The following is a 26,083-nucleotide window of genomic DNA, read 5'->3' as shown; positions in this document are numbered from 1 at the left end:
AAGGCCCAGCGCCACGGGCCCCCCGAAGGCCGCGAGCGCGATGGCCGCCAGGCCCACCGCGTCGTCGAAGGCGTCGCCGTCGAATTCGGCCCCGCTGCCAAAGGCGAGCAGGTCCACCGCGCCGCGCGTGGCGGTCCAGGTGTCGGCGATCTTCGGCGCGGCGTCGGCGGCGAAGGCCGCCACCACAGCGCCGGTCTCCCAGGCCGCGGCGGCCAGGGCGAGATCGCCCTCGGCCAGGCCGGCCGGAATGGCGGCGATCAGGCCGGGGCCGTCGCCGCTTTCGAACTGGGCCTGGGCCGACCACAGGTCCTCACCCGCGCGGGCCAGGGTCATGGCGTCCAGGATCATCAGGTCGGTGGCGCCGGCCCCGCGGGCGGCCTCGGCGGCGCGGGCCAGGCTGAGATTGGCTTGCGGATTTGCGCAGGCGGCGGGATCGCCCTCACAGCGCGCGATGGCGTCCATCACCCCCTGCAGGCGCTGGGACAGCGCCATGGCGGCGGCGCGGGCCGAGACCCTGCCCCGGCGGCGCGCGCGCAGGGTGGCCAGGGTCTTGACGTAGTCGCCGTCGTGCGCGGCGATGACAAGGGGCGCATCGAGGGCGCGGGGCTCGGCGATGGCCAGGCGGCCCGCCAGCAGGGCGGCACCCAGGTCGCGGCGGAAGGCGGCCCGCGTGCGCGCGTCGGGCAGCAGGGCGAGGGCGCCTGCCTGTTCGGCGATGATCTCGGCCTTGCGGAAGATGGCGGCGGGCAGGTCGGTCTCGCCGCCAGCCCAGTCCAGCCAGGCTTCCACCCGGGCGTCGGTCCAGGCGGCAGGGGACAGCACCTCGACCACGCTGTCGGCGCGCTCAAGAGGCCTGCGCTCGATCCGGCCCGGTTCGGTTCGCAACGGTTTGTCTCCCACGGGCGGGGAGGTTAGGAGCCCAAGGGGTTCGCCGCAACAGATGTTGTGGTCGCAGGCCAGTTCTCAACAACATCTTGCGGTGATCGCGCCGCTGGACGCTCGAAGGGGCCCCGCCTATAGTCCGCCCGCCTCCCAACCCCGTTGGATCTTCAAAACCGTGCTCAAGTCGATCTTTACCTGGTGGAACGGCGCCACCCTCGGCGCGCTCTTCACCGTCTGGCGCCGCGGCGTGCTCGTCGGCACGGACGAGATGGGCAACAAATACTACCAGGCCAAGGACGACAGCGACTCCTACGACAAGGGCCGTCTGCGCCGCTGGGTGATGTATTCCGGCTATGCCGAGGCCTCGAAGGTCTCACCCGACTGGCACGGCTGGCTGCACCACACCTTCGAGGAGCCTCCGACCAAGGAGCCGCTGAAGCGGCAGGCCTGGGAGAAGGACCACCTTCCCAACATGACCGGCACCATCAACGCCTGGCGGCCCAAGGGCTCCATCAGCCGGGGCGGCGAACGCCAGAAGGCGACCGGCGACTACGAGGCGTGGCGGCCGGAATAGTGGGCGGACGTTCTCTCCTCAGCCTGACGGTGGCCCTGAGCGTTCTGGCCGGCGCCGGTTTCGTGGCCGCCCAGACCGCGCCCGTCCCCCCGGTCGCGCCGATCCCAACGCCGGGTCCGGTCGCGCCGTCGCCCTTGCCGCCCCCCGATCAACCCCAGCCCGCCGAAGAGGCGCCGCCCGTCGTCGTGCCGGTTCCCGCCCCCGTCGCCACCCCGGCGGTCCAGGCCTCCGAGGTCGCCCCCGCCGCGGCGCCCAAGGCCCAGGTCGTCGAAAAGCCGGCAGAGAGCACCATCAAGCGCGCCCGCTACGACGTCGCCATCCTCCAGGCTCTCGACAAGGTGACCGCCGAGACGGTCCGCTTCGAGGCCGCCGTGGGCCAGCCGGTGCGCTACAAAACCCTGGTCTTCACCGTGAAGGCCTGCGAGCAGGCCGCCGCCGACGAACCGCAGGAAGACGCCATCGCCTACATGACGGTGGACTCCCAGCCCCGCGCCGCGCCGGGCAAGCCGACCCCGCCGGCGCGTCAGGCCTTCAAGGGCTGGATGTACGCCTCGTCGCCGGGCCTGAACCCCCTGCAGCATCCGGTCTACGACGCCTGGCTGATCACCTGCAGGGCCGCGGCCCCCGTCGTGGCCGCCGGCAGCCGCTGAAACTCAGCCGTCACGGCGAGCGCCTTGCCCAGCCGTCGCCGGTAGACGGCACGTGAGATCTCCTCGGTCCCGAACTGCGCCAGGTGCTCGGTCATGAACTGGGCGTCCAGCAGCAGGAACCCGCCAGCAATCAATCTCGCCACCAGGTGTGTCAGGGCCACCTTCGAGGCGTCGGTGCGGGTGGAGAACATGCTCTCGCCGAAGAAAGCGCCGGCCAGGGACACGCCGTACAGCCCGCCCACCATCTCATCGCCGGCCCAGCACTCGACACTGTGGGCGTGGCCGATCGCAAACAGCTCGGCATAGAGCCTCTCGATGGGGTCGTTGATCCAGGTCTCGGTCCGCCCGGGCCTGGCCGCGGCGCAGGCGCTCACCACCTCGGAAAAGGCGGTGTCGATCCGCACCTCGAAGGGATCGCGCCGCACGGTGCGTGCCAGGCGCTTGGACAGGTGGAAGCCGGCCAGGGGAATCACCCCCCGCCGTTCGGGATCGATCAGGAAGACAGCGTCGTCGTCCCGCGCGTCGGCCATGGGAAAGACCCCCCGGGAGTAGCAGTCCAGCAGCTCGGCGGGGCCGAAGGTGGTCATGGCTTGAGGTCTTGCAGCCCTTCTCCCCTTGCGGGAGAAGCTGGCCCTGCGGAGCAGGGTCGGGGTCGCACGGATCTCTCCGGATCCGGCTTCAAAGAGAGATGTCGAGGGGATAGCCACCCCTCATCCGACCGCCCTTCGGGCGGCCACCTTCTCCCGCAAGGGGAGAAGGACCGCATGGGCGCCCGCGTCATAATCTCAGGCCTCAGGCCGAGAGCTCGGCCTGCGACTTCATCCAGCGTTCCAGCCAATGGATGTCGTAGGTCCCTGAGATGATGTCGGGCTGGTGGATCAGCTCCTGGAACAGCGGGATCGAGGTCTCGATGCCCCCCACCACCATCTCACCCAGGCAACGGTTCAGGCGCGCCAGGCACTCCTCGCGGTCGCGGCCGTGGACGATCAGCTTGCCCACCAGGCTGTCGTAGTCCGGCGGGATCGAATAGCCGGCATAGAGGGCGCTATCGAGGCGTACGCCCAGGCCGCCCGGCGCATGGAAATCGGTGACCAGGCCCGGCGAGGGGGCGAAGGTCTTGGGATTTTCGGCGTTGATCCGGCACTCGATGGCGTGGCCTTCGAAGATGATGTCCTCTTGCTTGAAGGACAGCGGCAGGCCCGCGGCGATGCGGATCTGTTCGCGCACCAGGTCGATGCCGGTGATGGCCTCGGTGACCGGGTGCTCCACCTGCAGGCGGGTGTTCATTTCGATGAAGAAGAACTCGCCGTTCTCGTACAGGAACTCGATGGTGCCGACGCCGAGGTAGCCGATGGCCTTGATCGCATCGACCACCACCTTGCCGATCTTGGCGCGGGCGGCGGCGTCGATCACCGGGGAGGGGGCTTCCTCCAGCACCTTCTGGTGACGGCGCTGCAGGGAGCAGTCGCGCTCCCCCAGGTGGCAGACATTGCCGAAGCTGTCGGCGATGACCTGGATCTCGATGTGGCGCGGGGTCTGGAGATAGCGCTCCATGTAGACCGCGTCGTCGCCGAAGGAGGCCCGGGCCTCGGCTCGGGCGGTGGAGACCGCCTCGGCCAGCTCGTCCTCGTTCAAGGCCACCTTCATGCCGCGCCCGCCACCGCCGGCGGCGGCCTTGATCAGCACTGGGAAGCCGATCTGCTTGGCGGCGGCGAAGGCCTCCTCCTCGGTGGTCACGGCGCCGTCGGAGCCGGGGACCACGGGGATGCCGGCGCTCTTCACCGCCTGTTTGGCGGTGATCTTGTCGCCCATCATCGAGATGTGCTCGGCCTTGGGGCCGATGAAGGTGAAGCCGTGCGCCGTGACGATCTCGGCGAAGCGGGCGTTCTCAGACAGGAAGCCGTAGCCCGGATGGATGGCCTGGGCGCCGGTGATTTCGGCCGCCGCGATGATCGAGGGAATGTTCAGGTAGCTCTTGGCCGCCGAGCGAGGGCCGATGCAGACGCTTTCGTCGGCCAGCCGCACCCACATGGCGCCGGCGTCGGCCTCGGAGTGGACCGCCACCGTCGAGATGCCCATTTCCTTGCAGGCTCGGTGAATCCGCAGGGCGATCTCGCCCCGGTTGGCGATGAGGATTTTTTCGAACATCGGACTACTCGATGACGACGAGGGGCTCGCCGAACTCCACAGGGTCGCCATCGCCCACCAGGATCTCCACCACCTTGCCCGCCTTGGTGGCCGGGATCGGGTTCATGGTCTTCATGGCCTCGATGATCATCAGGGTCTGGCCGGCGGTCACCGTATCACCGACCTTCACGAAGGGCGGGGCTTCCGGCGAGGGCTGCATGTAGACGGTGCCCACCATGGGCGACTTCACCACGTCGCCGGCGGCGCGGGTGGCCGCGGGCGCTTCGGCGGCGGCGCCGGCGGGCGCGGCGGCGGCCGGCGCGGCCGCGACCGGGGCGGCGGCCATGGGGGCCTGCTGCACGTACTGCGCGGGCGCGGCGGTGAGGGTGCGGGCGACGCGGATCTTCAGGCCCGAATGCTCCACCTCGATCTCGGTCAGGCCGGTATCGGTGAGGATGTCGGCCAGTTTGCGCACCAGGCGCGCGTCGATCGGATCGGCGGGAGCCTTCGGAGTGCTAGCCATGGAAAAGACCCTTATTCTTTTGGCTTGAGGAAGTTACGCGGACTGACCCGCGGCGGCTTCGATAGCCAGGACATAACTTTGCGCGCCGAAGCCGGACACCAGTCCGGTCGCCGCCAGGGACACGTAGGTTTCCCGGCGGAACGCCTCGCGCGCCGCCGGATTCGAGAGGTGGCACTCGACGATGGGGATATCGAGCATCTTCAAGGCGTCCAGCAGGGCGATGGAGGTATGCCCATAGCCTGCCGGGTTGATCACCAGCGCCGAAGCCTGCGTGCGCGCCTCCTGCACCCAGTCGATCAGCTGGCCTTCGTGATTGGACTGATGGAACACGACGGTGCGACCCAGGGCGGCGGCGCGTTGCTCACAGAGCTTGCGCACATCGTCCAGCGTGGCTTTTCCGTAAATCTCAGGCTCGCGGACGCCCAGGAGATTGAGGTTGGGCCCGCTCAGCACGTAGATCGGTTTCGACATTCGGCTCCGCCGTCGATTCCGCCGTCTTGTAACGGGCGGCGGCGGGGGTCACAAGCACTGGGAATGGACGACGTGTTGGACGAGGCGGTCATGACCCTGACCATCAATGGCGAGGAACGCTCCTTTTCGGGTCTCTCGGACCTCGCCGCCCTGGTGGTGAGCCTGGGCCTGGACCCCCGCAAGGTGGCCGTGGAGCGCAATCTCGAGATCGTGCCGCGCTCGGCCTATGGCGCCACGGCGCTCTCCGACGGCGACCGGATCGAGATCGTCCACTTCATCGGAGGCGGCTGACATGGACGGAACGACTCACACCCAAGCCCAGGACGATACCTGGACCCTGGCCGGCCGGACCTTCACCTCGCGGCTGATCATCGGCACCGGCAAGTACAAGGACTATGAGCAGAACGCCGCGGCCGCCGAGGCCGCCGGCGCTGAGATCGTCACCGTGGCCCTGCGCCGGGTGAACCTGTCGGACCCCAGCCAGCAGATGCTGGTGGACTATGTGAAGCCCGACCGCTTCACCTACCTGCCCAACACCGCAGGCTGCTTCACCGGTGAGGAGGCGGTGCGCACCCTGCGCCTGGCCCGCGAGGCCGGCGGCTGGGACCTGGTGAAGCTGGAGGTGCTGTCGGACCCCAAGCTGCTCTATCCCGACATGGAAGAGACCCTGCGTGCGCTTAAGATGCTGATCGCCGAGGGCTTCCAGGTGATGGTCTACTGCACCGACGATCCGGTCTACGCCCGCAAGCTGGAGGAGGCTGGCGCCTGCGCCGTCATGCCGCTGGCCGCCCCGATCGGTTCGGGCATGGGCATTCTCAACAAGGTCAATATCGGCCTGATCATCGAGCAGGCCAAGGTGCCGGTGCTGGTGGACGCCGGCCTCGGCACCGCCTCCGACGCCGCCATCGCCATGGAGATGGGCTGTGACGCCGTCTTGATGAACACCGCCATCTCCGACGCCCGCGACCCGATCCTGATGGCCAGCGCCATGAAGCACGCCGTCATCGCCGGGCGTCAGGCCTTCCTGGCGGGCCGCATGCCGCGCCGAGTCTACGGCGATCCGTCGTCGCCGCAGTCTGGGCTGATCTGAACCCGACATGGCCATGCCGCCCGACGCGATCGTATTCGCTGAGACCCTGGCGGGCATCGTTCGCGAGTCGGGCGTGATGGGCGTGGCCGACGTGCCGACACCGGTGGCGCTGGAGGTGTTTCCCGAGAACTTCCTCCTGGACAGCCTTCAGGTGATGCGCCGGATCGGGATCGATCCTGAGGAGGCTGCGTGCCTCTGCGCCATCTATATGGGCGTTCATCAGACCCTGGTGCTGGCCGACGCTGATCCGTCTGTCGCGCCTTGGCCCGGCGACCACGGCCCCCTTGTCGCGGTGGCCGAGGCCCGCCTGGCCGCAGACCGGCTGGGGCCGCTCTTCTTGCTGTTCGAGACGGGCCTTGGCGAGCAGATGGGGCGACGTCGCCAGACGATGAACTGAAGCCGCCACCTCCACACGGTGGCCTTCCCCGGCGGCACATCCTTCAGCATGGCGGAAAATCGGGAGGAGCCGCCATGGGACAGGCCAAGGGACGCAAGTCGATCTTCATCACCGGCGCCGCCTCGGGCATGGGCCGAGAGACCGCGCGCCTGTTCCGCCAGAAGGGCTGGTTCGTCGGCGGCTATGACGTCAACGCCGAGGGGCTGAAGGCGCTGGAGGCCGAGCTGGGCGAAGAAAACTGCCTCGTCCGCACCCTGGATGTCACCGATCGCGCCGACTTTCAGGCCGCCTTCGCCGAGTTCGGGGCGGCCAGCGGCGGCAAGCTGGATCTGCTCTTCAACAACGCCGGAATCGGCAAGGGCGGCTCCTTCGCCGACCAGCCCTTCGAGGACGTACTGGCCGTGGTGCAGGTCAATTTCGTCGGCGTGCTGATCGGCATCCACGAGGGGATCAAGCTGCTGAAGGCCACCCCGGGCTCGCTCTGCTTCACCACCTCATCCTCGTCGGCCACCTTCGGCATGGCCGGGATCGCCGTCTACTCCGCCACCAAGCACGCCGTGAAGGGGCTCACCGAGGCGCTGTCGGTGGAGTTCAAGGCCTACGGCGTCCGCGTCGCCGACGTCCTGCCCGGCCTGATCGACACCCCGATCCTGCCCCCCGGCGCGGCGGCCAACGCCCCCAAGGAGGGCCTGTTCCGCGCCATCCCGCCCCTGGACGTAGCCAAGGTGGTGTGGGAAGCATACTACTCGGATAAATTGCACTGGTATGTCCCTCCCGAGCTGGTTGAGCTCGACAAGGCCGCCACCCTGGCGCCCGAGGCCACCCGCGACCAGATGGCCGCCGGCGCCCTGTTCTCCCTGCAGCCCAGGCCTTGAGAACGACTGCAGCTGCCGCCTAAACCTGGGCGGCGGCCAGCCGGTCGATGTCGGCCTGCGGCGAAAGCCCAAGCGCCGTCAGCATTTCGTGGCGCGCGGGCCCGAGCTTGGGCGGGTAGGCGGCGGCGTTGGTCTTTCTCCCCCGCGCCCAGTAGCCCAGCACCCGCACGAAGTTGGCCGGCCGCTTCAGCCAGGCCGAGGGGTGCTCCAGCATGTGGAACCCCCGCAGCGCCGCCCGCAGCAGGTCGAGGTTGGAGCGAACGGCGATGGCCACCCCGTCCTCCAGGAAGCTCTTGGCCAGCTTGGCCTTGAAACTGGGCCTGTAGTCGGGCGTCAGGGTGTTGCGGGCCAGCCGGATGGCCAGCCGGTCCTGGGCCAGCATGTCCTGGTAGTAGGGCTTCAGGCTCTCGTTGATCCGCCCCTGATAGGCCTCGGCGCGGGTGGCGGGATCGACGCTCTCGGTCAGAGAGTCGCGCAAGGCGTAGGCGCTGACGGCGGCGAAGGAGCAGCCCCGGCCGTAGAGCGGATTGGTCCGCACCAGGCTGTCGCCCAGCGGGAAATACCCCAGCACACTGGCGACGCCGCCCGGCGTCATGTCCCGCCAGCGGCTGTGCAGGTCCCCCATCCCGAACACCCGGCTGACGCCCTGGGCGCGGGCCGGATCGACCCAGGGGACCAGGCCAGGAATCTGCTGGCATATGCCGTCGAAGGTCTCGGGCGAGACGATGGCCTTGCGCATCTCCAGCTCAATCTCCGGCACGCACATGGTGACGGAGAACCAGCCGTTGTCGGCTGGAAAGACGCCGTACTTCAGGAATCCCAGGTCGCCGGTGCCCGGCGCCTTGCCGCGCGGGGGGTCGGCCATGCCGGGGTTCAGGCGGTAGTGGCGGGTGAAGTAGAGGATGCCGGCGGTCTCCTCCTCCTGGGAGATCGGAGCGCCGGCCGCGGTCAGCTGCTCGATAGCCGCGGTGGTGCGGCCTGCGGCGTCCACCACCAGGTCGGCGGTGAGGTCGGCTCCGTTCTCCAAGGTGACCCCCGTGACCCGCAACGGCGCCCCAGGTTCGATCTTCAGGCCGGTGACGAAGACCTCCGACCGAATCTCCACATTAGCCAGCCGCTCCACATAGCGGCGGATCACCAGCTCCAGGGTGGTGCGCCGACTGGTGAGCACCACGAAATCCTTGTCGACGGCCTGCGGCCGATAGCCCTTCTTCAGCTCGTCACTGAGCATCTGCTCGAAGCCGAGGTCGCGGGCTCCGGCCTCCAGGAGGTCGGCCAGCAGCCTCGGGTGCTCATCGCGCAGGATCAGCCTCAGGCGGGCGAGGAAGGCGTGGCTGTGGCGCAGGTGGCCCACCCCGCGGCGGGCCCAGTCGGCGAAGGCCGCGTCGGCGTCACCGGTGGGCGGGGCAGGGTCGCGTTCAAGGAGGATCAGCTCCCGTTCCGGCGAGGCGAGGGCCAGGGCCGTACACAGCCCGCCTATTCCAGCCCCGATCACGAGCACGCGTTCGGTCATGTCGCCTCCCGGGCGTTTTTTCTTTTAGCCGTGACACAGGCGCCGGGGGGGAAGGAAAGGGGGGACTTTACAGCCGCGGTTGTCAAGGTTATCGGGCGGCATGCTGCATCGCGCCGCCCAGATCATGACCTCCACCATCGCTCCCTCGCGGGGCGTTGGAGGGCGTGCGCGCGACTAGCCGCTTCCTTCAACAGCCCCGCCGGAGACGGACGGGGCCTTGAGAGGATCACCCTGTCTTCCGGATCACCGAGACAGGACCGCCCGATGCCCCACGACGATCTCAATCCCAACGCCTTCTACGGCGGCGGCCTCGCCGTCGAGAGCTATGACCTGTTCGCCGCTGAGGTTGGCCAGCTGACCGGCGACATCGACTTCTACCTAGACCTCGCCCGCGATCGCGGCGGCAAGGTGCTGGAATTGGCCTGCGGCACCGGGCGCATCCTGACTCCGCTGGTGGAGGCGGGCTTCGAGGTCACGGGGGTGGATATCTCGCGAGCCATGCTGGATGTCGCCGACCGCAGGCTTCAGGCCCTGAGGCCGTCCGCCTGGGGCCGGGCCCGGCTGGTCTCCGCTCCCATGCAGGACTTCGAAACGCAGGATCGGTTCGACCTCGTGCTGATCCCGGCGCGCTCCTTCCAGCACCTGATCGATCCGGCCGACCAAAGGAAGACGCTGGAGCGGGTCTGGCGCTGCCTGAACCCTGGCGGAGTGCTGGTCATCGACCTGTTCGACGCCCGGCTGGAGGTGTGCGTGGGCGAACCCTCGCCGCCGCCGCCGCGTGAGGTGGTCGACGCCGTGAGCGGCCGCCGCTTCCGCCGCACCTGCCTGGGTCGTCACACCAACCCCTTCGAGCAGACCACGGGAGAGCGGATGCGTATCGAGGAACTGGACGCCCAAGGCGTCGTGCTGGGCAGCCACGAGACCTCGTGGACCCTGCGCTGGTCCACGCGCCAGGAGATGGCCTACCTGCTGGAGCTCACGGGCTTCGAGGCGCTCAGCGTCTATTCGGACTTCCAGCGGTCGCCCGCCGCCTATGGCGGCGAGCAGATCTGGGTGGCCCGGGCCGTCTAGCTGGCTCGCTTGATATCGCCGGCCTTGGCCGCCGCGATGGCGGCGCGCAGGGCTGGCATGTCTGCGCCGGGGACCATGCGGTCGCCGACGATGAAGGCTGGCGTGCCCTCGATGCCCAAGGACTGGGCCAGCTCGCGGGTGTCGGCGATGTGCTTCTGGACGGCGGCCGATTGACCGGCGGCCCGGGCTTGCGCGGGATTGATCCCCAGGGCGGCGAGGTGGCGGTCAATGGCGGCCGCGTCCAGGGCCTTCTCGGCCATGAAGCTCTTATGGAGCGCCAGGCCCTGGGCCTTGCCCGCCGGGGACAGGGACACCTCGGCGGCCAGGGCCGATTCGCCGCCGAAAATGGGAAATTCCTTGAAGACGAACCGCACATCGGGGTTCTCACGGATGATCTGTAGGATCTCCGGCGCGGAGCTCTTGCAGTAGCCGCAACGGTAATCGAAGAACTCGACCACCGTGATCTTGCCGTTTGGATTGGCCACGAAATCGCGCGGGTCCTGCTCCAGCGCCTTGCGATGCTTGACCATGCCGGCCTTGGCCAGGTTGGCGGCCTCGGCCACCTTCTTCTCCTGCAGTTTCTGCACCGCCTCCTCGATCACCTCGGGGTGCTCCAGCAGGTAGGCGCGCACCTTCTGGCCGAAGGCGGCGTCGGCGGCCTTCTGGCAGCCGGAGAGAGCGAGGATGGCGGCGAGCGCGAGGACGGCGCGGATTGGGGTTTTCATGCGGTCTGCTTGGCTTGAAGAGCGAGAGAAGTCAGCGGAGCGAACCGCGGCGGATCGAGCCTTCCTTGGCGAGATCCTTGAGGTCGTCCTTACTGGGGGATGAGGCCAGGACGATGTCCGTGGCGCGGCGCCATTCGGGCGTGGACTTTTCCAGCTTTTCCCGGGCGCGCATGGCGAAAACCAGGGCCTGCTGGCGATTGCCGATCTGGAAGTTGTACTCGGCGGTGGCGTAGCGGGCCAGGCCATCCTGCTCCTTGCGGTCGTAGGCTTGGGCCAGGAGACGCCAGGCCTCGGCGTTCTCCTCATCGATCGTCAGGGAGCGCTTCAGTTCGGATATCCCCTCGTCGAGCTTCTTTTCGTCATTCAGCGCGATCAGGGTCTGGCCGAGATTGATTCGTAGCAGGGGCGCCTCGGGCTTCAGTTCGACGGACTTGCGCTGCGGCGCCTCGGCTTCAACGGCGCGGCCGAATTCGAAGAGGATCTGGCCCCGCAGTTCGTAGAGGTAGGGGTTGGCCGGCTGCTCAACGAGCAGGCTGTCGATGATCTTCAGCGCCTTGTCCGGCTCCCTGAGCTGGTAATAGGCGATCGCCCGGCCATAGCGCGTCGTGTAGGACTGGTCCTTCTCGTCCAGCCGGCCCATGACCAGCTGGGGATTGATGAAGGCGTCGAGCTTCATCTTCATGATGGCGTGTTCGGCCATCGCCTCGGGGCTGTCCTTGGCGTCGTAATTACGCAGCACCTGGGCCCGACTCCTCAGCGCCTCGATCCGGTCTGACGACAGGGGGTGGCTGCGGAAATAGGCGAAGCGGCGCGCCTCCTGGAAGACTTCCTGGTAGCGGAAATTGTCGAAGAACTCGACGAGACCGCGGCCCGAGAGCCCGGCCTTTTCGAGATAGGTCAGGCCGGCCTGGTCAGCGCGCGATTCCTGCTCGCGGCTGTAGCCCATCGCCCCCAGCGCCCCGAAGTAGTTGGCGCTGCCCACCAGGGCCGCGGCGCCTTCCGCCGATCCCGCCAACGCCGCCAGTACCCCCAGGCCCATGGTCAGCAGGAAGGGCTTCATGCCCGCGGCGTTCATGTCCCCCGAACGGGCGGAGTGACCGCCGGCCAAGTGGGCGATCTCATGGGCCATGACGCCCTGGAGCTGGTTCGGGTTCTCGGTCTCAAGGATGAGGCCGGTATAGACCGCCATCTGGCCGGGGCCCGCCGAGGCCTGCAGGTCCTTGGACCCGATCAACAGGATATCGATGGACTTGGAGTCGACGCCGGCCGCGTCGAACAGCGGCACGGAGTCCTTGCGCAGGGTCTCCTCAATCTCGGTGTCCCGGATCAGGGAGACACCCTCCTGGGCCTGGGCCGGCGCGGCATGCGTCAGAAGGCTGAGCGCGACCGTCGCCGTCAGGGCCAGGCGAGAAAGCGAGCGGGCAGGGGACGCCATCGTTGAAACTCCAAGCGCCCCCCAGCCCTTCATTGGTTCAGCCTAGCCTCTCAACCCCGACGCCACCAGCCTTTGCGAGGCGCGGTGGGCGGTGTCGAGATTTCCGCCGGATCGGCGGCGGCGGGCGCCTTGGCCTTGGCGGCGCGGGCGGGCTTGGCGGCCGGAGCCTCCACGACGGGCTCGGCGACGACTTCGACAGGCGCTGGCGTGGCCGCGGGCGCCTCGAGCACGGGAGCCTCGACCGTCGCGGCCTCGGCCTTCGGCTTGCGGGCGCGGCTGCGCTTGGCCGGGGCCGCGGGGGCAGCGGCTTCAGCCTCGGGTTCCGGCAGCGGCGCCGCAGCTTCCTCGATCACCGCGATGGGATCGGGGAATTCCTCGGCGGCGGCCGGCGCTTCGGCCACATCAGCCTCGTCGCTGCGGCCACGATTGCGGCCGCGACGCGCCCGGCCCTTCTTGGGCTTTTCGTCCAGGGCGGGCAGTTCGACCCACATGTCATCGCCGCCCTCGGTGGCCGGCGCGATCATCGGCGAGTTTTCCTCGTCGGCCGACTCGGAGTCCGAGGCGGACGGGGCGTCCTGGCTGTCATTGGCCGCGGCCGGGGTGCGGAAATCTTCCGCCGGATCGTGCCAGACGAAGGGGTCATCGCCGTAGGGAACCCAGGGGCGGGTCCACGAGAAGGCGTCCTGCGGACGGCTGTCGTCGCGCATACGGCGACCGCCTCTGCGGCCACGGCGGCGGCGGCGGCCACCCTGTCCGTCGTCCTCGTACTCGCCCTTGGCGTCGGCAGGCGCGCGCGGTTCGCTCGGCGCGGCGGCAGCGCCCTCAGGACGGGGCTCGGCGCCGTCACGGCGGCCACGGCGGCGGCGGCGGCGGCCACGGCCGGCGCGTTCGCCGTCGTCCTCGGCGCGCTCTTCGCTCTCGCCTCGGGCTTCACGAGCGACGACCGGGTTGCGGCCACCCTCTTCATCTTCGTCGTCCTCAGCTTCGAGGATCTCTTCGTCGTCGTCTTCCTCGTCCTCGATTTCGCTGTCATCGAAGTCGTCGTCGTCGGGGACATAGGCCTGCAGCGGCGTGTGGTGCACCACGGCATGCTCAGGACGGGCCTCGCTGGCCGTGCGCTCGATCTCGTGATCGGCGTGGGACATGGCGTCATCGATGACGATGGTGACGAACAGCCCCAGGCCCTCGTTGATGCGCGCCAGGTGGTTGCGTTTCTCATTGAGGATGTAGAGGCCGACGGCGCGCGGAACCTTCAGGGTCGCCTCGCCGCCACCCTTGAGGGCCTCGCCTTCGACAGTGCGCAGGGCCGACAGGGCGCTGGACTCCACCGAGCGGACGCGGCCGGTGCCAGCGCAATGCTCGCAGACGTGGGTCGTGCCTTCCAGGACGCCGGAGCGGCGCCGCTGGCGACTGATCTCCATCAGGCCAAAGCCGCTGATTTTACCCATCTGGACCCGGGCGCGGTCGTCCTTCAGCGAGTCCTTCAGCTTTTTCTCGACGGCCCGGTTGTTCTTCGACTCATCCATGTCGATGAAGTCGATGACAATCAGGCCGGCCAGGTCGCGCAGACGCAGTTGGCGGGCCGTCTCTTCGGCCGCCTCCATGTTGGTCTTCAGCGCCGTGGCCTCGACGTTCCGCTCGCGGGTGGCGCGGCCGGAGTTCACGTCGACGGCCACCAGGGCCTCGGTCTGGTTGATCACCAGGTAGCCGCCCGAACGCAGGGGCACGGTGGGGGTGTAGATCTGGGCGAGGTGATCCTCGACCTTGTGCTTCACGAACAGCGGGGTGGCTTCGCGATAGGCCTGCACCTTCTTGGCCTGCGACGGCATCAGCATGCGCATGAAGTCGCGGGCTTCCTTGAAGCCGGCCTCGCCCTCGACCCAGACCTCGTCGATGTCCTTGTCATAGAGGTCGCGGATGGTGCGCTTCACCAGGTCCTCTTCCTCATAGATGAGGGCGGGGGCCACGGAGTGCAGGGTGGTGTCGCGGATATTCTCCCACAGGCGCAGGAGATACTCGTAGTCGCGCTTGATCTCGGCCTTGGTGCGCTTGGCGCCGGCCGTGCGGACGATGAGGCCCATGCCCTGGGGCACGTCCAGGCTCTGGACCACGCCCTTCAGACGTTTGCGGTCGGTGACCGTGGTGATCTTCCGAGAAATGCCGCCGCCCCGGGCGGTGTTCGGCATCAGCACGCCGTAGCGGCCGGCCAGGGAGAGATAGGTGGTCAGGGCTGCGCCCTTGTTGCCGCGCTCTTCCTTGACGACCTGCACCAGCATGATCTGCCGGCGGCGGATCACTTCCTGGATCTTGTAGCGACGCATCAGCCGCCGACGGCGCCGGGCGACTTCCTCGTCCATGACGTCGTCTTCGTCCGCGTCGGACGCGTCGTCGTCATCGTCGTCGTTTTCCGACGTGGGAGCGCTCCGGCCGCGGGGCTCGTCGTCCTCGTCATCGGCCTCTTCGCGCATCAGCGCTTCGCGGTCGGCGACCGGGATCTGGTAGTAGTCCGGGTGGATTTCGTTGAAGGCCAGGAAGCCGTGCCGGTTGCCGCCGTACTCGATGAAGGCGGCCTGGAGGGACGGTTCGACCCGCGTCACCTTGGCGAGGTAGATATTCCCCCGGAGCTGCTTGCGGTTCTGACTTTCGAAATCGAATTCTTCAACCCGTGTTCCGTCGATCACCACCACACGCGTTTCTTCGGCGTGAGCGGCGTCGATAAGCATTTTCTTGGACATATAGACGATCTCCGTGGCGCGCCTGGAGCTCCAGGCTCGGGCGCTGCCGGTTTGTCATGAGGGCGCGCACGCTTTCGCCGGCCGCGTCAGAGACGCGGGCGGTGCAAGGCCGGAAAGGGGCTCGAGCGGCGCTGCCCATAGTTGTTTCCCAGGCGCGCTCCTTGAGGGAGCACGGATCGGAGTGATGCGTCATGGCCGAGGATTCGGCCGAAGCCGACGCAGGCTTCGCGCGGAACATGGCCCTGACAGGCAGGGCGTCCTCCGGCGCGGGGGACATTGCAACAGTAAGCTGAAAAAAGAAAGACAATCGGCTTCAGCGCCGGTTCAGCCCCAGGGGGTTAACCGTTTCTCCACGCACCTAAGGGGTATATGGGGTTCAAATCAAAATGCGTGTGGTGTGGGGCATTGTGCTCGCAAAAGTAGGCGTGGCCTTCGATAGATTCGGGAAGCGTACCCTGGCGACCATCGCCGCGGGCGTATGCTGCCTGGCGGTCGCCGCGGTCGGACAGGCGAACGCCTCGGGCGGCGGCGTCCTAAAGGTCCGCCTCGGTGGGGACCAGGCCGAGACCCGCATTGTCATCGATCTCGACCGCTCGGCCACCGCCAAGGTGGCCTCCGACGGCGTGAGCGACCGCCGTATCGTGTTGAACCTTCCCGGAGTCAGCGTTGGACGCACCCTGCAGGGCGGGGGCCAGGGCCTGGTGAAGAGCTGGATGCTCGATGGGAGCCCCCTGGGAGGGCGCCTGCGCATCGACCTTTCCGACGACGCGGTGATCAAGCGCCGCTTCCTGCTGCCGCCCGCCGACGGCGCCGCCAACTATCGTTATGTGATCGACATCGCCGCAGCCGCGCCTCGCGCCAGCGGAGATCGGGTCACCCTGATCTCCAACACCGCGCCGGCCATTCGTCCGCCGCCCCTGAACCTTAAGAAGACGGTGGTCATCGACGCCGGCCACGGGGGCAAGGATCCCGGCGCCGTCGGAGCGAACGGCTTCGAGAAGGAAGTGACCCTCGCCGCGGCCCTGGCGCTGAAGTCTCGCCTCGAGCGCACCGGCCGCTACCGGGTGGTCATGACCCGGTCCTCGGACGTCTATGTGCCCCTGGAGACCCGGGTGCCGATCGCGCGCAAGGCCGGAGCCGACCTGTTCATTTCGCTGCACGCGGACTCGGGTCCCGGCACCTCCACCCGCGGGGCCAGCGTCTACACGCTCGCTGATCGCGCCGTAGCCCGCTCGCAGAAGCTGATCTCCAAGGACGACTGGTTCATGAAGGTGAACCAAGCCGATCGGGGTGTTTCCGGGATCCTTTTCGACCTTACCCAGCGCTCCACGAAGAATCGCTCGGCCACCTTCGCCGAAATGGTTCTGGACCGGATCGCCGACGGCGACATGCGCCTGCTGCGCCGCAGCCACCGGGAAGCCGGGCTGGCTGTTCTGCTGGCCCCCGACGTTCCGGCCGTGCTGCTGGAAATGGGCTTTGTGAACAATCCCGAGGACGAGGCCTTCCTGCGCGATCCCGCCAGTCGGGCCAAGCTGATGAACGCCGTCGGCGACTCCATCGACGCCTACTTCGCGCAAGAGACCCGGCTGGCCTCGCGCTAAGTCCCGGCGCGTCACAAAACCGGCTTTCCCTTTTCCGAAACCCGCTCTAGACGATGACCGTGCGGGAGGCGGGCGCCCGCGGAGGTCTGTCAGTCTTGAACCCCCCGGAAAGATGGGTCGCGATCGCCGGCGTCGCCGTGTTGAGCGCAATCGCGGTGGCTGGGTTCGCCATCGCCATCTATGCCGCGTGGCTGTTCCATGACATGCCGGACGCTGGCGACCTGGTGGACTACCGGCCGCCCACCGCCACCCGAGCCTACGCCTGGGACGGCACCCTGATCGGCGAGTTTTCCCGCGAGCGCCGCATCTTCGTTCCCTATGACAACATTCCCCCCCAGCTGGCCCAGGCGTTCCTGGCGGCGGAAGACCGCAACTTCTTCCAGCACTCGGGCGTGGACGCCATGGGCCTCACCCGGGCCATGATGCGCAACGTGCTGAACGCCGCCCGCGGCAAGCGCCTGGAGGGCGGCTCCACCATCACCCAGCAGGTGGCCAAGAACGTCCTGCTGACCAGTGACGCCACGGTGGGGCGCAAGCTGAAGGAAGCCATCCTGGCGCGGCGACTGGAGCAGACGCTGAACAAGGAGCAGATCCTCGAGCTCTATCTGAACGAAATCTGGCTGGGCTATCGCTCGTATGGCGTCGGGGCGGCGGCCTACAACTATTTCGGCAAGTCGATTTCCGACCTCACCCTGGCCGAGTGCGCCTATCTGGCGGCGCTGCCCAAGGGGCCTGACAATTACCATCCGACCCGGCGCAAGGCGAACGCCATCGCCCGTCGCAACTGGATCATCGGCCAGATGGCCGACCTCGGCTGGGTCAGCCGCGCTGACGCCGATAAGGCGCTGAAGGAGGACCTCAAGGTCCAGAACGCCCCGAGCCGCGCCAAGTATCGCGACGCCGACTTCTTTGTGGAGGAGGTCCGCCGCCGTGGCCTGGCCACCCTTGGTCAAAGGCTGAACGAGGGCGGCTACTACATGCGCACCACCCTCGACCCGGAGATGCAGACGGCGGCCCGCGTGGCCCTGATGCACGGCCTGGAGCAGTATGACCGCCGCCATGGCTGGCGCGGGGCCTGGGGCCACGTGACCATCGCGCCGGGCTGGGAGGCTCTGGCCAAGAAGAAGACCCTGCCCGCCGAGCGCCGCACCTGGCAGCCAGCGGTCGTCACCGAGTCTTCCAACACCAATATCCGCATCCAGGTGGCCGACGGCGGCGCGACCGGGGCCCTTGTCGCCGAGGATGTAGCCTGGGCCCGCGCCGGCCGGGGCGTGCCGGTGGTCGGCGACCTGATCTTTGTCGAGCCGGTCGAGGGCGGCGGCTACCGCCTGAAGCAGGTGCCTGCGGTCAACGGCGCCCTGGTGGCCATGGAGCCCAATTCCGGGCGCGTCCTGGCCATGGTGGGCGGCTATTCCTTCTCGTTGTCCAACTTCAACCGCTCCACCCAGGCGATGCGCCAGCCGGGTTCGGCCTTCAAGCCGCTGGTCTACGCCACGGCCCTAGAGAATGGCTACACACCGGGCAGCGTGGTGATGGACAGCGCCATCACTCTGAAGGGCGCGGCCGGCGCCGACTGGACGCCTGAGAACTACAACAAGAAGTACTATGGCGCCCTGACCCTCCGGAAAGGCCTGGAGCTGTCGCGCAACGCCATGACCGTGCGCCTGGCCCAGGGCGTCGGAATGCCGAAGATCCGCGACATGGCCATCAAGCTGGGCGTCGTGCGCGACATGGAGCCGGTGCTGGCCATGGCGCTGGGCGCCGGCGAGACCACGCCCTTCAAGCTGACGGCGGCCTACGCCTCCTTCGTCAACGGCGGCCGCAAGGTCGAGCCGCACCTGATCGAACTGGTGCAGGACCGTGAGGGCAAGACCATCTTCCGCGCCGACAAGCGCGACTGCCCCCGCTGCGACGCCGGCTTCAATGGTGACGAAAGCCCCCGCATCGCCCCTGGCGGCGCGCAGCTGATGGACCCGGTCACCGCCTACCAGATCACCTCCATGCTGCAGGGCGTGGTCCAGCGGGGCACCGCGACCTCCGCCTCGGTGCTGGGCCGTCCCGTCGGCGGCAAGACTGGGACCACCAACGAGTACCGCAGCGCCTGGTTCGTGGGCTTCACGCCTCAGATCGTCGCCGGCGTCTTCGTCGGCTTTGACGACAACCGCAGCCTGGGCGAGGGCGAGACTGGGACCACCGCGGCGGTGCCGATCTTCACCGAGTTCATGATGGAGGCCACCAAGGGGCTGCCCAAGACCGAGTTCAAGGCGCCCAAGAGCGCCAAGTTCGTCATGGTCCGAGGCATCCGCGAGGCCTTCAAGCCGGGCACCGAGCCCAAGGTCGCGACCGCGCCCGTCTATCGTCCGAGCGGGGGGCCGCAGCCCTATCAGCAGGTCTGGCCGGACGGCAAGCCGACCGGAGCTCCTGCGCCGCCGGCCCCGTCCAAGAAGCAGGATGACATGAGCGGGTTGTACTAGGGCGGGCAAACCGCTACTGCCCGCCGCTTACCTTTCGAAGGAATTTCCCATGAGAGCGGATGTTGAGGCTGCCAAGGCCGACATCGAGCAGTCGATCGACCTGCTCAGGAGGCGTCTTTGACTGGGAACCTGCCCTTCGAAAACTGCATGAGCTGAACGCCCGGGTCGAGGATCCGAGCCTGTGGGACAATGCCGAGGCCGCCCAGGCCATCACCCGCGAGCGCTCCAAGCTGGCGGCCAGCGTCGAGGCTGTCCAGTCCATTGAGCGGGACCTGGCCGACGCCATCGGCTACGCCGAGATGGCCGATGAGGAGGGCGACGAGGCCTCCCTCGACGAGGCGCGCGCCCAGCTCAAGGGCCTGAAGGACCGGGCCGGACGCGCCGAGCTGGAGGCCCTGCTCTCGGGCGAGGCTGACGGCAACGACGCCTTCATGGAAATCAATTCCGGCGCCGGCGGCACCGAGTCCAACGACTGGGCCGGGATGCTGCTGCGGATGTACAGCCGCTGGGCCACCGCCCACGGCATGACCGTGGACTTCCTGGAAGAGACCTCGGGCGAGCAGGCTGGGATCAAGTCGGTGACCCTGCAGATCAAGGGTCACAACGCCTATGGCTGGCTGAAGACCGAGGCCGGGGTCCATCGCCTGGTGCGGATCTCGCCCTTCGATTCGGCGGCGAAGCGGCATACGAGCTTTGCGTCGGTCTGGGTCTATCCGGTGGTGGACGACACCATCGTTATCGACATTAACCCCTCGGATGTGCGCACCGACACCTACCGGGCGTCCGGCTCCGGCGGGCAGCACATCAACAAGACTGACTCGGCCGTGCGCCTGACCCACATCCCGACCGGCGTCGCCGTCGCTTGCCAGTCGGGGCGCTCCCAGCACCAGAACCGCGAGGAAGCCTGGAAGATGCTGCGCGCGCGGCTCTACGAGATGGAGCTGCAGAAGCGGGAGGCCGAGGCCCAGGCCATGCAGGACCAAAAGACCGACATCGGCTGGGGCCACCAGATCCGCTCGTACGTTCTGCAGCCCTATCAGATGGTCAAGGATCTGCGGACCGAGGTGGAGACCTCCGACACCCAAGGGGTGCTGGACGGCGACCTGGACACCTTCATGGGCGCGTCTCTGGCCCAGCGGGTCGGCGTCACCCGCGAAGGCTAGGCGACGCGCTTCGATCAAGGAGGCCGGCCGATGATTCGCTGTGAGTGGGCGCGGGAAGGGATGGAGGCCTTGCGGACGCAGGTCTCGGTGTTCGTCATCGTCGACGTGCTGTCCTTTTCGACGGCGGTCGATATCGCCGTGTCCCGGGGTGCGCTGATCCATCCGTTTCCGCTCGGTGATCACGAGGCGGCCAAGGCGGAGGCCGACAAGATCGGCGCCGTCGCAGCCGCGCCCAAGCGCGCCGCCGGCGGTCAGTTCAGCCTGTCGCCGGCCAGCCTGCGTGACCTCAGCCCCGGCGACAGCCTGCTGTTGCCGTCGCCCAATGGTTCGCGCCTGTCCCTGGCCGGAGGCGACACGCCGGTCCTGGCCGGCTGCCTGCGCAACGCCAAGGCGGTGGCCGCCAAGGCTCGAGAGCTGGCGGACGGCGGCGACATCGGACTGATCCCAGCGGGCGAACGCTGGCGCGGCGACACCTTGCGCCCGGCCGTCGAGGACCTGATCGGCGCAGGCGCCATCATCGACTCCCTGGCCGGCGAGATGACCGCAGAGGCGAGAGTGGCCCGTGACGCCTGGCGCAGCGCGAAGCCAGACCTGGACGCGGTGATCCGCGACTGCCTGTCGGGCCGCGAACTCATCGAGCGAGGCTTCGAGATCGACGTCGACCTGGCGCTGGAACGCGACGTCAGCGCCGTGGCGCCCGTGCTGCGCGACGGGGCTTATGTCGCCGGCTGAGCCTCGGGGGAGGCGGGCCCCTTGGGGCTGGCGCCGTAGCGATTATCGCCCGGTGTCCCGTCCAAGATCATGAAGATCAGCAACACCAGTTGACCCAGGATCGGGATGAGGCCCAGCAGGAGCCACCAGGCCGTACGGCCGGTGTCGTGCAGCCTGCGGAAGCTGACCGCCAGCGACGGAATGAGGATGTACAGGCAGAAGCCGAAGTAAATCAGGGCGATGACGGCTGAGGCCGGCGTGGCGAAGGCGTCGCCGCTGAGATCGCCACCGACAAACCAGGAGAGTATCGCGGCCGCCATCTGCACGAGCGCCACGAAGAGCGCGAACAGCCAGTATTCAGAGCGTCGCGCTCGGCCATTGAAGTCGGCGTACTTGCGCAGCGGCTGCAGCATCAGGTCCATGGAGCCCTCCCGGTCAAGATCGGGAAAGCTTAACCGTTGCGCGGCGGCTTACAACCCGCCGCCTAGACCGGCTTGGGGGCCAGTCCCGGAGTCGGGGCGGGCGCGCTGGCCTGCGCCAGGGGACTTGGCGCGGGCGTCGGCGGAGTGGCCTGGCGCTGGAACTTCAGGCTGCGGCCCTGGAAGAAGGCGCCGGTTTCCATGGCCAACTGCTCATGGGTGATATCGCCGTCGACATAGGCGGTGCCATAGAGGCGGACCTGCTTGGCGGTCACGGCGCCGATGATGCGGCCGCGGGCCTCGATCGCCTCGGCATAGACGCCGCCCTCGATGTGGCCGGTCTCACCGACCGTCAGCTTGCCGACGCGGACGTCGCCGCGCACCACGCCGTCGATGTGGACTTCACCCTCGCCGGTGACATTGCCCTCGATGGTGATGTTTTCGCTGATCAGCGAGGCCGCGCGCGGCGCCTTGCGCTGAGCCGACGGATCGGCCGCCAGTGGGGCAGGGGTAGAGTCAAATTTAACAGGGGGCTTGGCGGGGGTCTTAGCTGTCTTGGAGAACATAATCGCCGGCTTTCACGAAACGGTCGGGGTTCTGGGCGCGTCCATTGACCCAGACCTCGTAATGAAGATGCGGACCGGTGGAACGGCCGGTCGAGCCCATGGCCCCGATCCGCTGACCCACGGCCACCCGCTGCCCGGCATTGACGCCGATCGCCTGCAGGTGCGCGTAGCGCGTCTTGAAGCCACTCCCGTGGTCTATCTCAATGGTGTTGCCATATCCCGAACGCACGCCGGTGAAGGACACCACGCCAGGGGCGGTCGTGTAGATCGGCACGCCGAACCCGCCCACGAAATCAAGGCCGGAGTGGAAGGCTGGGCGGCGGGTGAAGGGATCGAAGCGAACGCCGAAGCCGCTGGACTGCCCGGTGTGATTGGTGGGCCGGGCGAAGGGCAGCTTGGCGGCGGCCTCAGCCAGGGCCGTAGCCTCGGACATGTTGGTGGCCGCGTGCTGGATGCGGACCGCGAAGCTTTCGTCGACATCGAGAACCGCGGCCAGGGCCCTCGGATCCTTAGCCTCGATCAGCGGACCACCCAGCGAGCCACCCTTGGGGGTGTAGGAGGAGGGCGTCAGACCGGCGAGGCGGAAGGCCAGGCGCAGGCGATCAGCCCGGCTCTTGGCGAAGTTGTCGGCAGCGTCGATCAGGCGTTCCTGGCTGGCGCGGACCAGTTCGATGCGGCGCATCGGGTGGGTTCCGGCCGGCACGTTGCTGGCGCGCTGGATGGTGGGGGCCAGCGCTTGGGTCAGGCCGGGCGCACCCTTGACGTCGGTCAGTAGCATGGCGAGCGCCGCGTGGCGCTTCTCGACGGTCAGGGCGAGGTCGTCGACGGAGCCGTTGGCGGCGTTGAGCTGGGCCACGGCGCTGTTCAGCCGCGCTTGGCGGTCTGCGATCCAGCGTTCGTACTTGGCCTGGGTCCGCGCGATCTCCTGGTCGGTCGCCGACAGGGCCATGGCGTTCACCATCATGGCCGCGGTGCAGATGCCCATCCACAGAGCGCAGACCGCCAGGACGGAGGCGAAGGTGAGCTGCTTTCCGGTCGTCAGGACAAAGGCCCGCATCTCGCCGCCGGAGCGGACATAGAGATGGCGTTCGGGGAAAAGCTCTTCCAGCGATCGGCGAAGGCGCGAAAAGCGTGACATACACACCGCGTCGGCTAGGGAACTGAAGTCCCGGCGATATGCGATGAGAATTTGGTAACGCGCAAGGGGGTTCGCGCCACAAGGGAGCGCTGGCCGGATGATGCAATTCTTAACTTGACTGGTTAACGGGCCGTGAACGACCGCGCTAGCTTCGTAGGCAAATCAAGATGCTGTCGGGAGCGTAAACCGGCCGCCCGCGACAATTCTACAACATCCCTGAGACGCGCTGGTTCCCTCTGCACGCGCCTTTGGAGCGCTCTTGCGACGACGCGTCGCAGCGCCGCCAAGCTTGGCCTTAAAGGCTTTGCGCGGCTTTCAGCACCGCGGCGGCGTGGCCGGGGACCTTTACCTTGCGCCAGATTCGCGTAAGCCGGCCGTCCTCGATCAGGAAGGTCGAACGCTCGACGCCCATATAGGCGCGGCCATACATATTCTTCTCCACCCACGACCCGTAGCGCTCGATCACTTCGCCTTCCAGATCGGCGCCCAGGGGCACAGCCAAATCGTACTTGGCCGTAAACTTCGCGTGACTTTTGAGGGAGTCCTTGGAGACGCCGAGTATGGAGACGCCCGCCTTGGCGAAGTCGGCGGCCAAGGCGGAGAACTCCTGCGCCTCCTTGGTGCAGCCCGTGGTGTCATCCTTGGGGTAGAAATAGAGCACCAAGGTCTTCCCCGCGAAGTCGGCGAGCCGAATAGGGCCGTCCGCGCCGGCCAGTTCGAAGTCGGGCGCTTCGGCGCCCTCGATCACGTCGCTCATGGTCAGGTCTCCTCTTCTCCCTCCCCATGCAGCAGGGGAGGGAGATCAATCCTCAGACGGGCTTGATCAGCACGATCTTCTTCTTGCCCGCGCCCAGCTTGATAACGCCCTCCACCAGATCTGCGGCGGTGAGCGTCCGGTCGCCGTCGGTCTCGGCCTGGTCGTTGACCCGCAGGCCGCCGCCCTTGGCCAGGCGCCGGGCTTCCCCGCGCGAGGCGGCAAGAGCCGCGTCGGTCGTCAGGGCCGCCAGCACGATCCCCACCTCAAGGTCGGTCATGGAGATCTCAAAGGTGGGTAGATCGGCCGACAGTGCGCCTTCCTCGAAGGCCTTGCGCGCGGCCTCGCCCGCCGACTGGGCCGCGTCGGCGCCGTGCAGCATGGTGGTGGCGACATTCGCCAGCACCTTCTTGGCCTCGTTGATGTCGGCGCCCTGCATGGCCTCGTAGCGTTCCACCTCATCCAGGGGCATGTCGGTGAACAGGCGCAGGAAGCGGCCGACGTCGGCGTCCTCGGTGTTGCGCCAGAACTGCCAGTACTCGTAGGGGCTGCGCATGTCGGCGTTCAGCCACACGGCCCCGCCCACCGTCTTGCCCATCTTCTGGCCCGAGGCCGTGGAGAGCAGGGGGGTCGTGAGGCCGAAGGACGGCTTCTGGTCGACGCGGCGGATCAACTCCACCCCGTTGAGGATGTTGCCCCACTGATCCGAGCCGCCCATCTGCAGGGTGCAGCCGAACTTGCGCTCCAGCTCCAGAAAGTCGGTGGCCTGCATCAGCATGTAGTTGAATTCGAGGAAGGTCATCGGCTGCTCACGTTCCAGCCTTAGCTTGACGCTCTCAAAGCTGAGCATGCGGTTGATCGTGAAATGGACGCCGAATTCCCGCAGGAACTGGACGTAGCCCAGCTTCGAGAGCCACTCGTCATTGTCGACCATCACCGCGTCGGTGGGGCCATCGCCGAAGGTCAGGAACTTGGCGAACACCGTCTTGATGTTGTCGATGTTCGACTGGATCTGGGTCTCGGTGAGCAGCGGGCGCGACTGGTCCTTGTCGGTGGGATCGCCGACCTTGGTGGTGCCGCCGCCCATCAGCACGATGGGCTTGTGGCCCGCCTGCTGCAGTCGCCGCAGCATCATGATCTGGATCAGGCTGCCGACGTGCAGGCTGGCGGCCGTGGCGTCGAACCCAATGTAGCCGGTGACGATCCCCTTCGACGCCGCTTCGTCCAGTTCCACCGGATGGGTGATCTGGTGGATGTAGCCGCGGGCCTGCATGGTGCGCAGCAGGTCGGACTTGAAGGCGGGCTGGTCGACGGACATGGGCAAGGGCTCTTCTAGGGACGCGTGCGGCTCTAACACGCGGCGATCCAGGATTTCGAGGGTCATTTCAGAGGTCTCCTGAGGCATGGGGCCGGAGACCGTCAATTTCTGAGGAGGGCGCCGACCGGGTTACGGGTGGCGCGAGAGATCGGGTCCGCACCTGCTCTAGGGCAGGCGGTAATAACGTCCAGCAAGGGCGGCGCGGATGATCATCGGCGCTAGGTAGCGGTTCGGCGGTCGCTTGGTCAAGCCGGTGAGAATTGCCCTACCGCGCCCGGCTGGGGCGCCGTTAGCATGAGCCATGCGTCTGATCTTGCACCGACATGGCGACTCGCAGGGGACCGCGGCGACAAGCGTCGTGGTCGACCTCGCCTGGTCCGCGCCCGCGAAGCTGGCCCTGACCTATGTCGTGAGGGGCGACATCACGGCCCTGAAGCTGCCAGCGCCGGCGCCCGCCGCCCGCGCTGACGAGCTCTGGAAACATACCTGCCTGGAGGCCTTCGTCGGCGCGGCGGACGGTGCTGGCTACTACGAGTTCAACCTCGCGCCCTCGAGCGAGTGGGCGGCCTATGGGTTCAGCGGCTATCGCGAAGGGATGACCCCGGTCGAGCCGTTCGGCGACCCCGGGGTTTCCGTGGAGCCCGAGGCTGACCGGTTCGCCCAGCGCGCCAGCCTCAATTTGAACGATCTGCCCTTACTGCACCCCGACGCCGACTGGCGTCTTGCTCTCACGGCGGTGATCGAGCAGAGGGACGGCCTCAAGTCCTACTGGGCCCTGGCCCACCCGGCCGGGCGACCGGACTTCCACCACGCCGACGGCTTCTCGCAGATCCTCACGCCAGCAGAGCGCGCATGAAATTTGGCCTCGATC

The 26,083-nt window shown here is 67.7% G+C and carries 25 protein-coding genes and 1 pseudogene; 12 read left to right on the top strand and 14 right to left on the bottom strand.

What is annotated here, in order from left to right; all coding sequences use genetic code 11:
• Positions 1 to 885, bottom strand: a pseudogene (locus RMO97_RS02700) (ribonucleotide reductase); the annotation flags it as partial.
• A gap of 172 nt (positions 886 to 1,057) precedes the next feature.
• Between RMO97_RS02700 and RMO97_RS02695 the strand changes: the two are divergent.
• Complete coding sequence (locus RMO97_RS02695; protein WP_310539009.1) at positions 1,058 to 1,456, top strand: NADH:ubiquinone oxidoreductase subunit NDUFA12; 399 nt, start codon at positions 1,058 to 1,060, stop codon at positions 1,454 to 1,456.
• Positions 1,456 to 2,106, top strand: coding sequence for a DUF2155 domain-containing protein (locus RMO97_RS02690; protein ID WP_310539008.1), 651 nt, complete (start codon positions 1,456 to 1,458; stop codon positions 2,104 to 2,106). The genes RMO97_RS02695 and RMO97_RS02690 overlap by 1 nt, the downstream gene beginning before the upstream one ends.
• Here RMO97_RS02690 and aat read toward each other — a convergent pair.
• From aat to RMO97_RS02670, 4 genes are all read right to left on the bottom strand, one after another.
• Complete coding sequence (gene aat, locus RMO97_RS02685) at positions 2,043 to 2,693, bottom strand: leucyl/phenylalanyl-tRNA--protein transferase (protein ID WP_310539007.1); 651 nt, start codon at positions 2,691 to 2,693, stop codon at positions 2,043 to 2,045. The genes RMO97_RS02690 and aat overlap by 64 nt on opposite strands.
• Before the next feature lie 205 nt (positions 2,694 to 2,898).
• Positions 2,899 to 4,254 carry an acetyl-CoA carboxylase biotin carboxylase subunit gene (gene accC / locus RMO97_RS02680; RefSeq protein WP_310539006.1) on the bottom strand — a complete coding sequence of 452 codons (1,356 nt, stop codon included), beginning with the start codon at positions 4,252 to 4,254 and terminating at the stop codon, positions 2,899 to 2,901.
• 4 nt (positions 4,255 to 4,258) lie between these two features.
• The gene (gene accB / locus RMO97_RS02675; protein WP_310539005.1) at positions 4,259 to 4,756 is read right to left on the bottom strand and encodes an acetyl-CoA carboxylase biotin carboxyl carrier protein; all 498 of its coding nucleotides are present in this window, start codon (positions 4,754 to 4,756) and stop codon (positions 4,259 to 4,261) included.
• Positions 4,757 to 4,789: 33 nt separating this feature from the next.
• Entirely contained in the window at positions 4,790 to 5,227 is a 438-nt protein-coding gene (locus RMO97_RS02670) for a type II 3-dehydroquinate dehydratase (RefSeq protein ID WP_310539004.1), read from the bottom strand.
• Positions 5,228 to 5,317: 90 nt separating this feature from the next.
• Between RMO97_RS02670 and thiS the strand changes: the two genes are divergently transcribed.
• The 4 genes from thiS to RMO97_RS02650 all read left to right on the top strand — a co-directional run bounded on the left by thiS (position 5,318) and on the right by RMO97_RS02650 (position 7,589).
• A complete protein-coding gene (gene thiS, locus RMO97_RS02665; RefSeq protein ID WP_310539010.1) occupies positions 5,318 to 5,518 on the top strand; it encodes a sulfur carrier protein ThiS in 201 nt (66 codons plus the stop codon).
• 1 nt (position 5,519) lies between these two features.
• Positions 5,520 to 6,317, top strand: a complete 798-nt coding sequence (locus RMO97_RS02660; protein WP_310539003.1) for a thiazole synthase — start codon at positions 5,520 to 5,522, stop codon at positions 6,315 to 6,317.
• Positions 6,318 to 6,324: 7 nt separating this feature from the next.
• Positions 6,325 to 6,714, top strand: coding sequence for a hypothetical protein (locus RMO97_RS02655; protein ID WP_310539002.1), 390 nt, complete (start codon positions 6,325 to 6,327; stop codon positions 6,712 to 6,714).
• Between the two features lie 74 nt (positions 6,715 to 6,788).
• Complete coding sequence (locus RMO97_RS02650; RefSeq protein ID WP_310539001.1) at positions 6,789 to 7,589, top strand: SDR family oxidoreductase; 801 nt, start codon at positions 6,789 to 6,791, stop codon at positions 7,587 to 7,589.
• Between the two features lie 19 nt (positions 7,590 to 7,608).
• On the opposite strand, the gene RMO97_RS02645 is transcribed toward RMO97_RS02650, so the two are convergent.
• Positions 7,609 to 9,102, bottom strand: a complete 1,494-nt coding sequence (locus RMO97_RS02645; protein ID WP_310539000.1) for an FAD-dependent oxidoreductase — start codon at positions 9,100 to 9,102, stop codon at positions 7,609 to 7,611.
• Positions 9,103 to 9,366: 264 nt separating this feature from the next.
• Between RMO97_RS02645 and RMO97_RS02640 the strand changes: the two genes are divergently transcribed.
• Complete coding sequence (locus tag RMO97_RS02640) at positions 9,367 to 10,173, top strand: class I SAM-dependent methyltransferase (RefSeq protein ID WP_310538999.1); 807 nt, start codon at positions 9,367 to 9,369, stop codon at positions 10,171 to 10,173.
• Here the strand turns inward: RMO97_RS02640 and RMO97_RS02635 are convergent.
• Genes RMO97_RS02635 through RMO97_RS02625 form a run of 3 tightly spaced genes read right to left on the bottom strand, consistent with a single transcriptional unit; the run spans position 10,170 to position 15,068 of the window.
• Positions 10,170 to 10,898, bottom strand: a complete 729-nt coding sequence (locus RMO97_RS02635; protein ID WP_310538998.1) for a DsbA family protein — start codon at positions 10,896 to 10,898, stop codon at positions 10,170 to 10,172. The two genes, RMO97_RS02640 and RMO97_RS02635, sit on opposite strands and share 4 nt — an antisense overlap.
• A 31-nt stretch (positions 10,899 to 10,929) precedes the next feature.
• Positions 10,930 to 12,333, bottom strand: a complete 1,404-nt coding sequence (locus RMO97_RS02630) for a M48 family metalloprotease (RefSeq protein WP_310538997.1) — start codon at positions 12,331 to 12,333, stop codon at positions 10,930 to 10,932.
• Positions 12,334 to 12,383: 50 nt separating this feature from the next.
• Positions 12,384 to 15,068 (bottom strand): ribonuclease E/G, encoded by a 2,685-nt coding sequence (locus RMO97_RS02625; protein ID WP_310538996.1) that lies wholly within the window; start codon positions 15,066 to 15,068, stop codon positions 12,384 to 12,386.
• A 425-nt stretch (positions 15,069 to 15,493) separates the two neighbouring features.
• Here RMO97_RS02625 and RMO97_RS02620 point away from each other — a divergent pair, with 425 nt between their 5' ends.
• The 4 genes from RMO97_RS02620 to RMO97_RS02605 all read left to right on the top strand — a co-directional run bounded on the left by RMO97_RS02620 (position 15,494) and on the right by RMO97_RS02605 (position 21,038).
• Positions 15,494 to 16,669 (top strand): N-acetylmuramoyl-L-alanine amidase, encoded by a 1,176-nt coding sequence (locus RMO97_RS02620; protein WP_310538995.1) that lies wholly within the window; start codon positions 15,494 to 15,496, stop codon positions 16,667 to 16,669.
• A 53-nt stretch (positions 16,670 to 16,722) separates the two neighbouring features.
• Positions 16,723 to 19,143, top strand: a complete 2,421-nt coding sequence (locus RMO97_RS02615; protein ID WP_310538994.1) for a penicillin-binding protein 1A — start codon at positions 16,723 to 16,725, stop codon at positions 19,141 to 19,143.
• A 49-nt stretch (positions 19,144 to 19,192) separates the two neighbouring features.
• Positions 19,193 to 20,306 (top strand): peptide chain release factor 2 gene (prfB, locus tag RMO97_RS02610; RefSeq protein ID WP_310538993.1). Its coding sequence is split into 2 segments (ribosomal slippage): positions 19,193 to 19,261 and positions 19,263 to 20,306, totalling 1,113 coding nucleotides; the frame shifts between segments, so codons are not numbered across the junction.
• A 30-nt stretch (positions 20,307 to 20,336) separates the two neighbouring features.
• Positions 20,337 to 21,038 (top strand): 2-phosphosulfolactate phosphatase, encoded by a 702-nt coding sequence (locus RMO97_RS02605; protein ID WP_310538992.1) that lies wholly within the window; start codon positions 20,337 to 20,339, stop codon positions 21,036 to 21,038.
• On the opposite strand, the gene RMO97_RS02600 is transcribed toward RMO97_RS02605, so the two are convergent.
• The 5 genes from RMO97_RS02600 to tyrS form a co-directional block, all read right to left on the bottom strand.
• Positions 21,023 to 21,439, bottom strand: coding sequence for a DUF805 domain-containing protein (locus RMO97_RS02600; protein ID WP_310538991.1), 417 nt, complete (start codon positions 21,437 to 21,439; stop codon positions 21,023 to 21,025). The genes RMO97_RS02605 and RMO97_RS02600 overlap by 16 nt on opposite strands.
• A gap of 62 nt (positions 21,440 to 21,501) precedes the next feature.
• The gene (locus RMO97_RS02595) at positions 21,502 to 22,002 is read right to left on the bottom strand and encodes a polymer-forming cytoskeletal protein (RefSeq protein ID WP_310538990.1); all 501 of its coding nucleotides are present in this window, start codon (positions 22,000 to 22,002) and stop codon (positions 21,502 to 21,504) included.
• On the bottom strand, positions 21,983 to 23,140 hold the full coding sequence (locus tag RMO97_RS02590) for a M23 family metallopeptidase (protein WP_409035276.1): 1,158 nt from the start codon (positions 23,138 to 23,140) through the stop codon (positions 21,983 to 21,985). The genes RMO97_RS02595 and RMO97_RS02590 overlap by 20 nt, the downstream gene beginning before the upstream one ends.
• A gap of 295 nt (positions 23,141 to 23,435) precedes the next feature.
• Positions 23,436 to 23,897 (bottom strand): peroxiredoxin, encoded by a 462-nt coding sequence (locus RMO97_RS02585; RefSeq protein WP_310538988.1) that lies wholly within the window; start codon positions 23,895 to 23,897, stop codon positions 23,436 to 23,438.
• A gap of 52 nt (positions 23,898 to 23,949) precedes the next feature.
• On the bottom strand, positions 23,950 to 25,212 hold the full coding sequence (tyrS, locus tag RMO97_RS02580; protein ID WP_310538987.1) for a tyrosine--tRNA ligase: 1,263 nt from the start codon (positions 25,210 to 25,212) through the stop codon (positions 23,950 to 23,952).
• Between the two features lie 301 nt (positions 25,213 to 25,513).
• Between tyrS and RMO97_RS02575 the strand changes: the two genes are divergently transcribed.
• Complete coding sequence (locus RMO97_RS02575; RefSeq protein WP_310538986.1) at positions 25,514 to 26,068, top strand: DOMON-like domain-containing protein; 555 nt, start codon at positions 25,514 to 25,516, stop codon at positions 26,066 to 26,068.
• Positions 26,069 to 26,083 lie beyond the last annotated feature (15 nt).

Source organism: Phenylobacterium sp. (assembly GCF_031425575.1).
Classification (GTDB): domain Bacteria; phylum Pseudomonadota; class Alphaproteobacteria; order Caulobacterales; family Caulobacteraceae; genus Phenylobacterium.
This window is presented reverse-complemented; position numbering and strand designations above follow the sequence as displayed.

Bases quoted from the DNA above. Each gene is read 5' to 3' on its own strand.
- aat (WP_310539007.1), bottom strand. From the start codon at position 2,693: ATGACCACCTTCGGCCCCGCCGAGCTGCTGGACTGCTACTCCCGGGGG.
- RMO97_RS02650 (WP_310539001.1), top strand. From the start codon at position 6,789: ATGGGACAGGCCAAGGGACGCAAGTCGATCTTCATCACCGGCGCCGCC.
- RMO97_RS02605 (WP_310538992.1), top strand. From the start codon at position 20,337: ATGATTCGCTGTGAGTGGGCGCGGGAAGGGATGGAGGCCTTGCGGACG.
- accB (WP_310539005.1), bottom strand. From the start codon at position 4,756: ATGGCTAGCACTCCGAAGGCTCCCGCCGATCCGATCGACGCGCGCCTG.
- RMO97_RS02660 (WP_310539003.1), top strand. From the start codon at position 5,520: ATGGACGGAACGACTCACACCCAAGCCCAGGACGATACCTGGACCCTG.
- thiS (WP_310539010.1), top strand. From the start codon at position 5,318: ATGACCCTGACCATCAATGGCGAGGAACGCTCCTTTTCGGGTCTCTCG.
- RMO97_RS02625 (WP_310538996.1), bottom strand. From the start codon at position 15,068: ATGTCCAAGAAAATGCTTATCGACGCCGCTCACGCCGAAGAAACGCGT.
- RMO97_RS02635 (WP_310538998.1), bottom strand. From the start codon at position 10,898: ATGAAAACCCCAATCCGCGCCGTCCTCGCGCTCGCCGCCATCCTCGCT.
- RMO97_RS02645 (WP_310539000.1), bottom strand. From the start codon at position 9,102: ATGACCGAACGCGTGCTCGTGATCGGGGCTGGAATAGGCGGGCTGTGT.
- RMO97_RS02595 (WP_310538990.1), bottom strand. From the start codon at position 22,002: ATGTTCTCCAAGACAGCTAAGACCCCCGCCAAGCCCCCTGTTAAATTT.
- RMO97_RS02575 (WP_310538986.1), top strand. From the start codon at position 25,514: ATGCGTCTGATCTTGCACCGACATGGCGACTCGCAGGGGACCGCGGCG.
- RMO97_RS02585 (WP_310538988.1), bottom strand. From the start codon at position 23,897: ATGAGCGACGTGATCGAGGGCGCCGAAGCGCCCGACTTCGAACTGGCC.
- RMO97_RS02630 (WP_310538997.1), bottom strand. From the start codon at position 12,333: ATGGCGTCCCCTGCCCGCTCGCTTTCTCGCCTGGCCCTGACGGCGACG.
- RMO97_RS02590 (WP_409035276.1), bottom strand. From the start codon at position 23,140: ATGTCACGCTTTTCGCGCCTTCGCCGATCGCTGGAAGAGCTTTTCCCC.
- RMO97_RS02640 (WP_310538999.1), top strand. From the start codon at position 9,367: ATGCCCCACGACGATCTCAATCCCAACGCCTTCTACGGCGGCGGCCTC.
- RMO97_RS02655 (WP_310539002.1), top strand. From the start codon at position 6,325: ATGGCCATGCCGCCCGACGCGATCGTATTCGCTGAGACCCTGGCGGGC.
- RMO97_RS02670 (WP_310539004.1), bottom strand. From the start codon at position 5,227: ATGTCGAAACCGATCTACGTGCTGAGCGGGCCCAACCTCAATCTCCTG.
- accC (WP_310539006.1), bottom strand. From the start codon at position 4,254: ATGTTCGAAAAAATCCTCATCGCCAACCGGGGCGAGATCGCCCTGCGG.
- RMO97_RS02615 (WP_310538994.1), top strand. From the start codon at position 16,723: ATGACCGTGCGGGAGGCGGGCGCCCGCGGAGGTCTGTCAGTCTTGAAC.
- tyrS (WP_310538987.1), bottom strand. From the start codon at position 25,212: ATGTCCGTCGACCAGCCCGCCTTCAAGTCCGACCTGCTGCGCACCATG.
- RMO97_RS02600 (WP_310538991.1), bottom strand. From the start codon at position 21,439: ATGGACCTGATGCTGCAGCCGCTGCGCAAGTACGCCGACTTCAATGGC.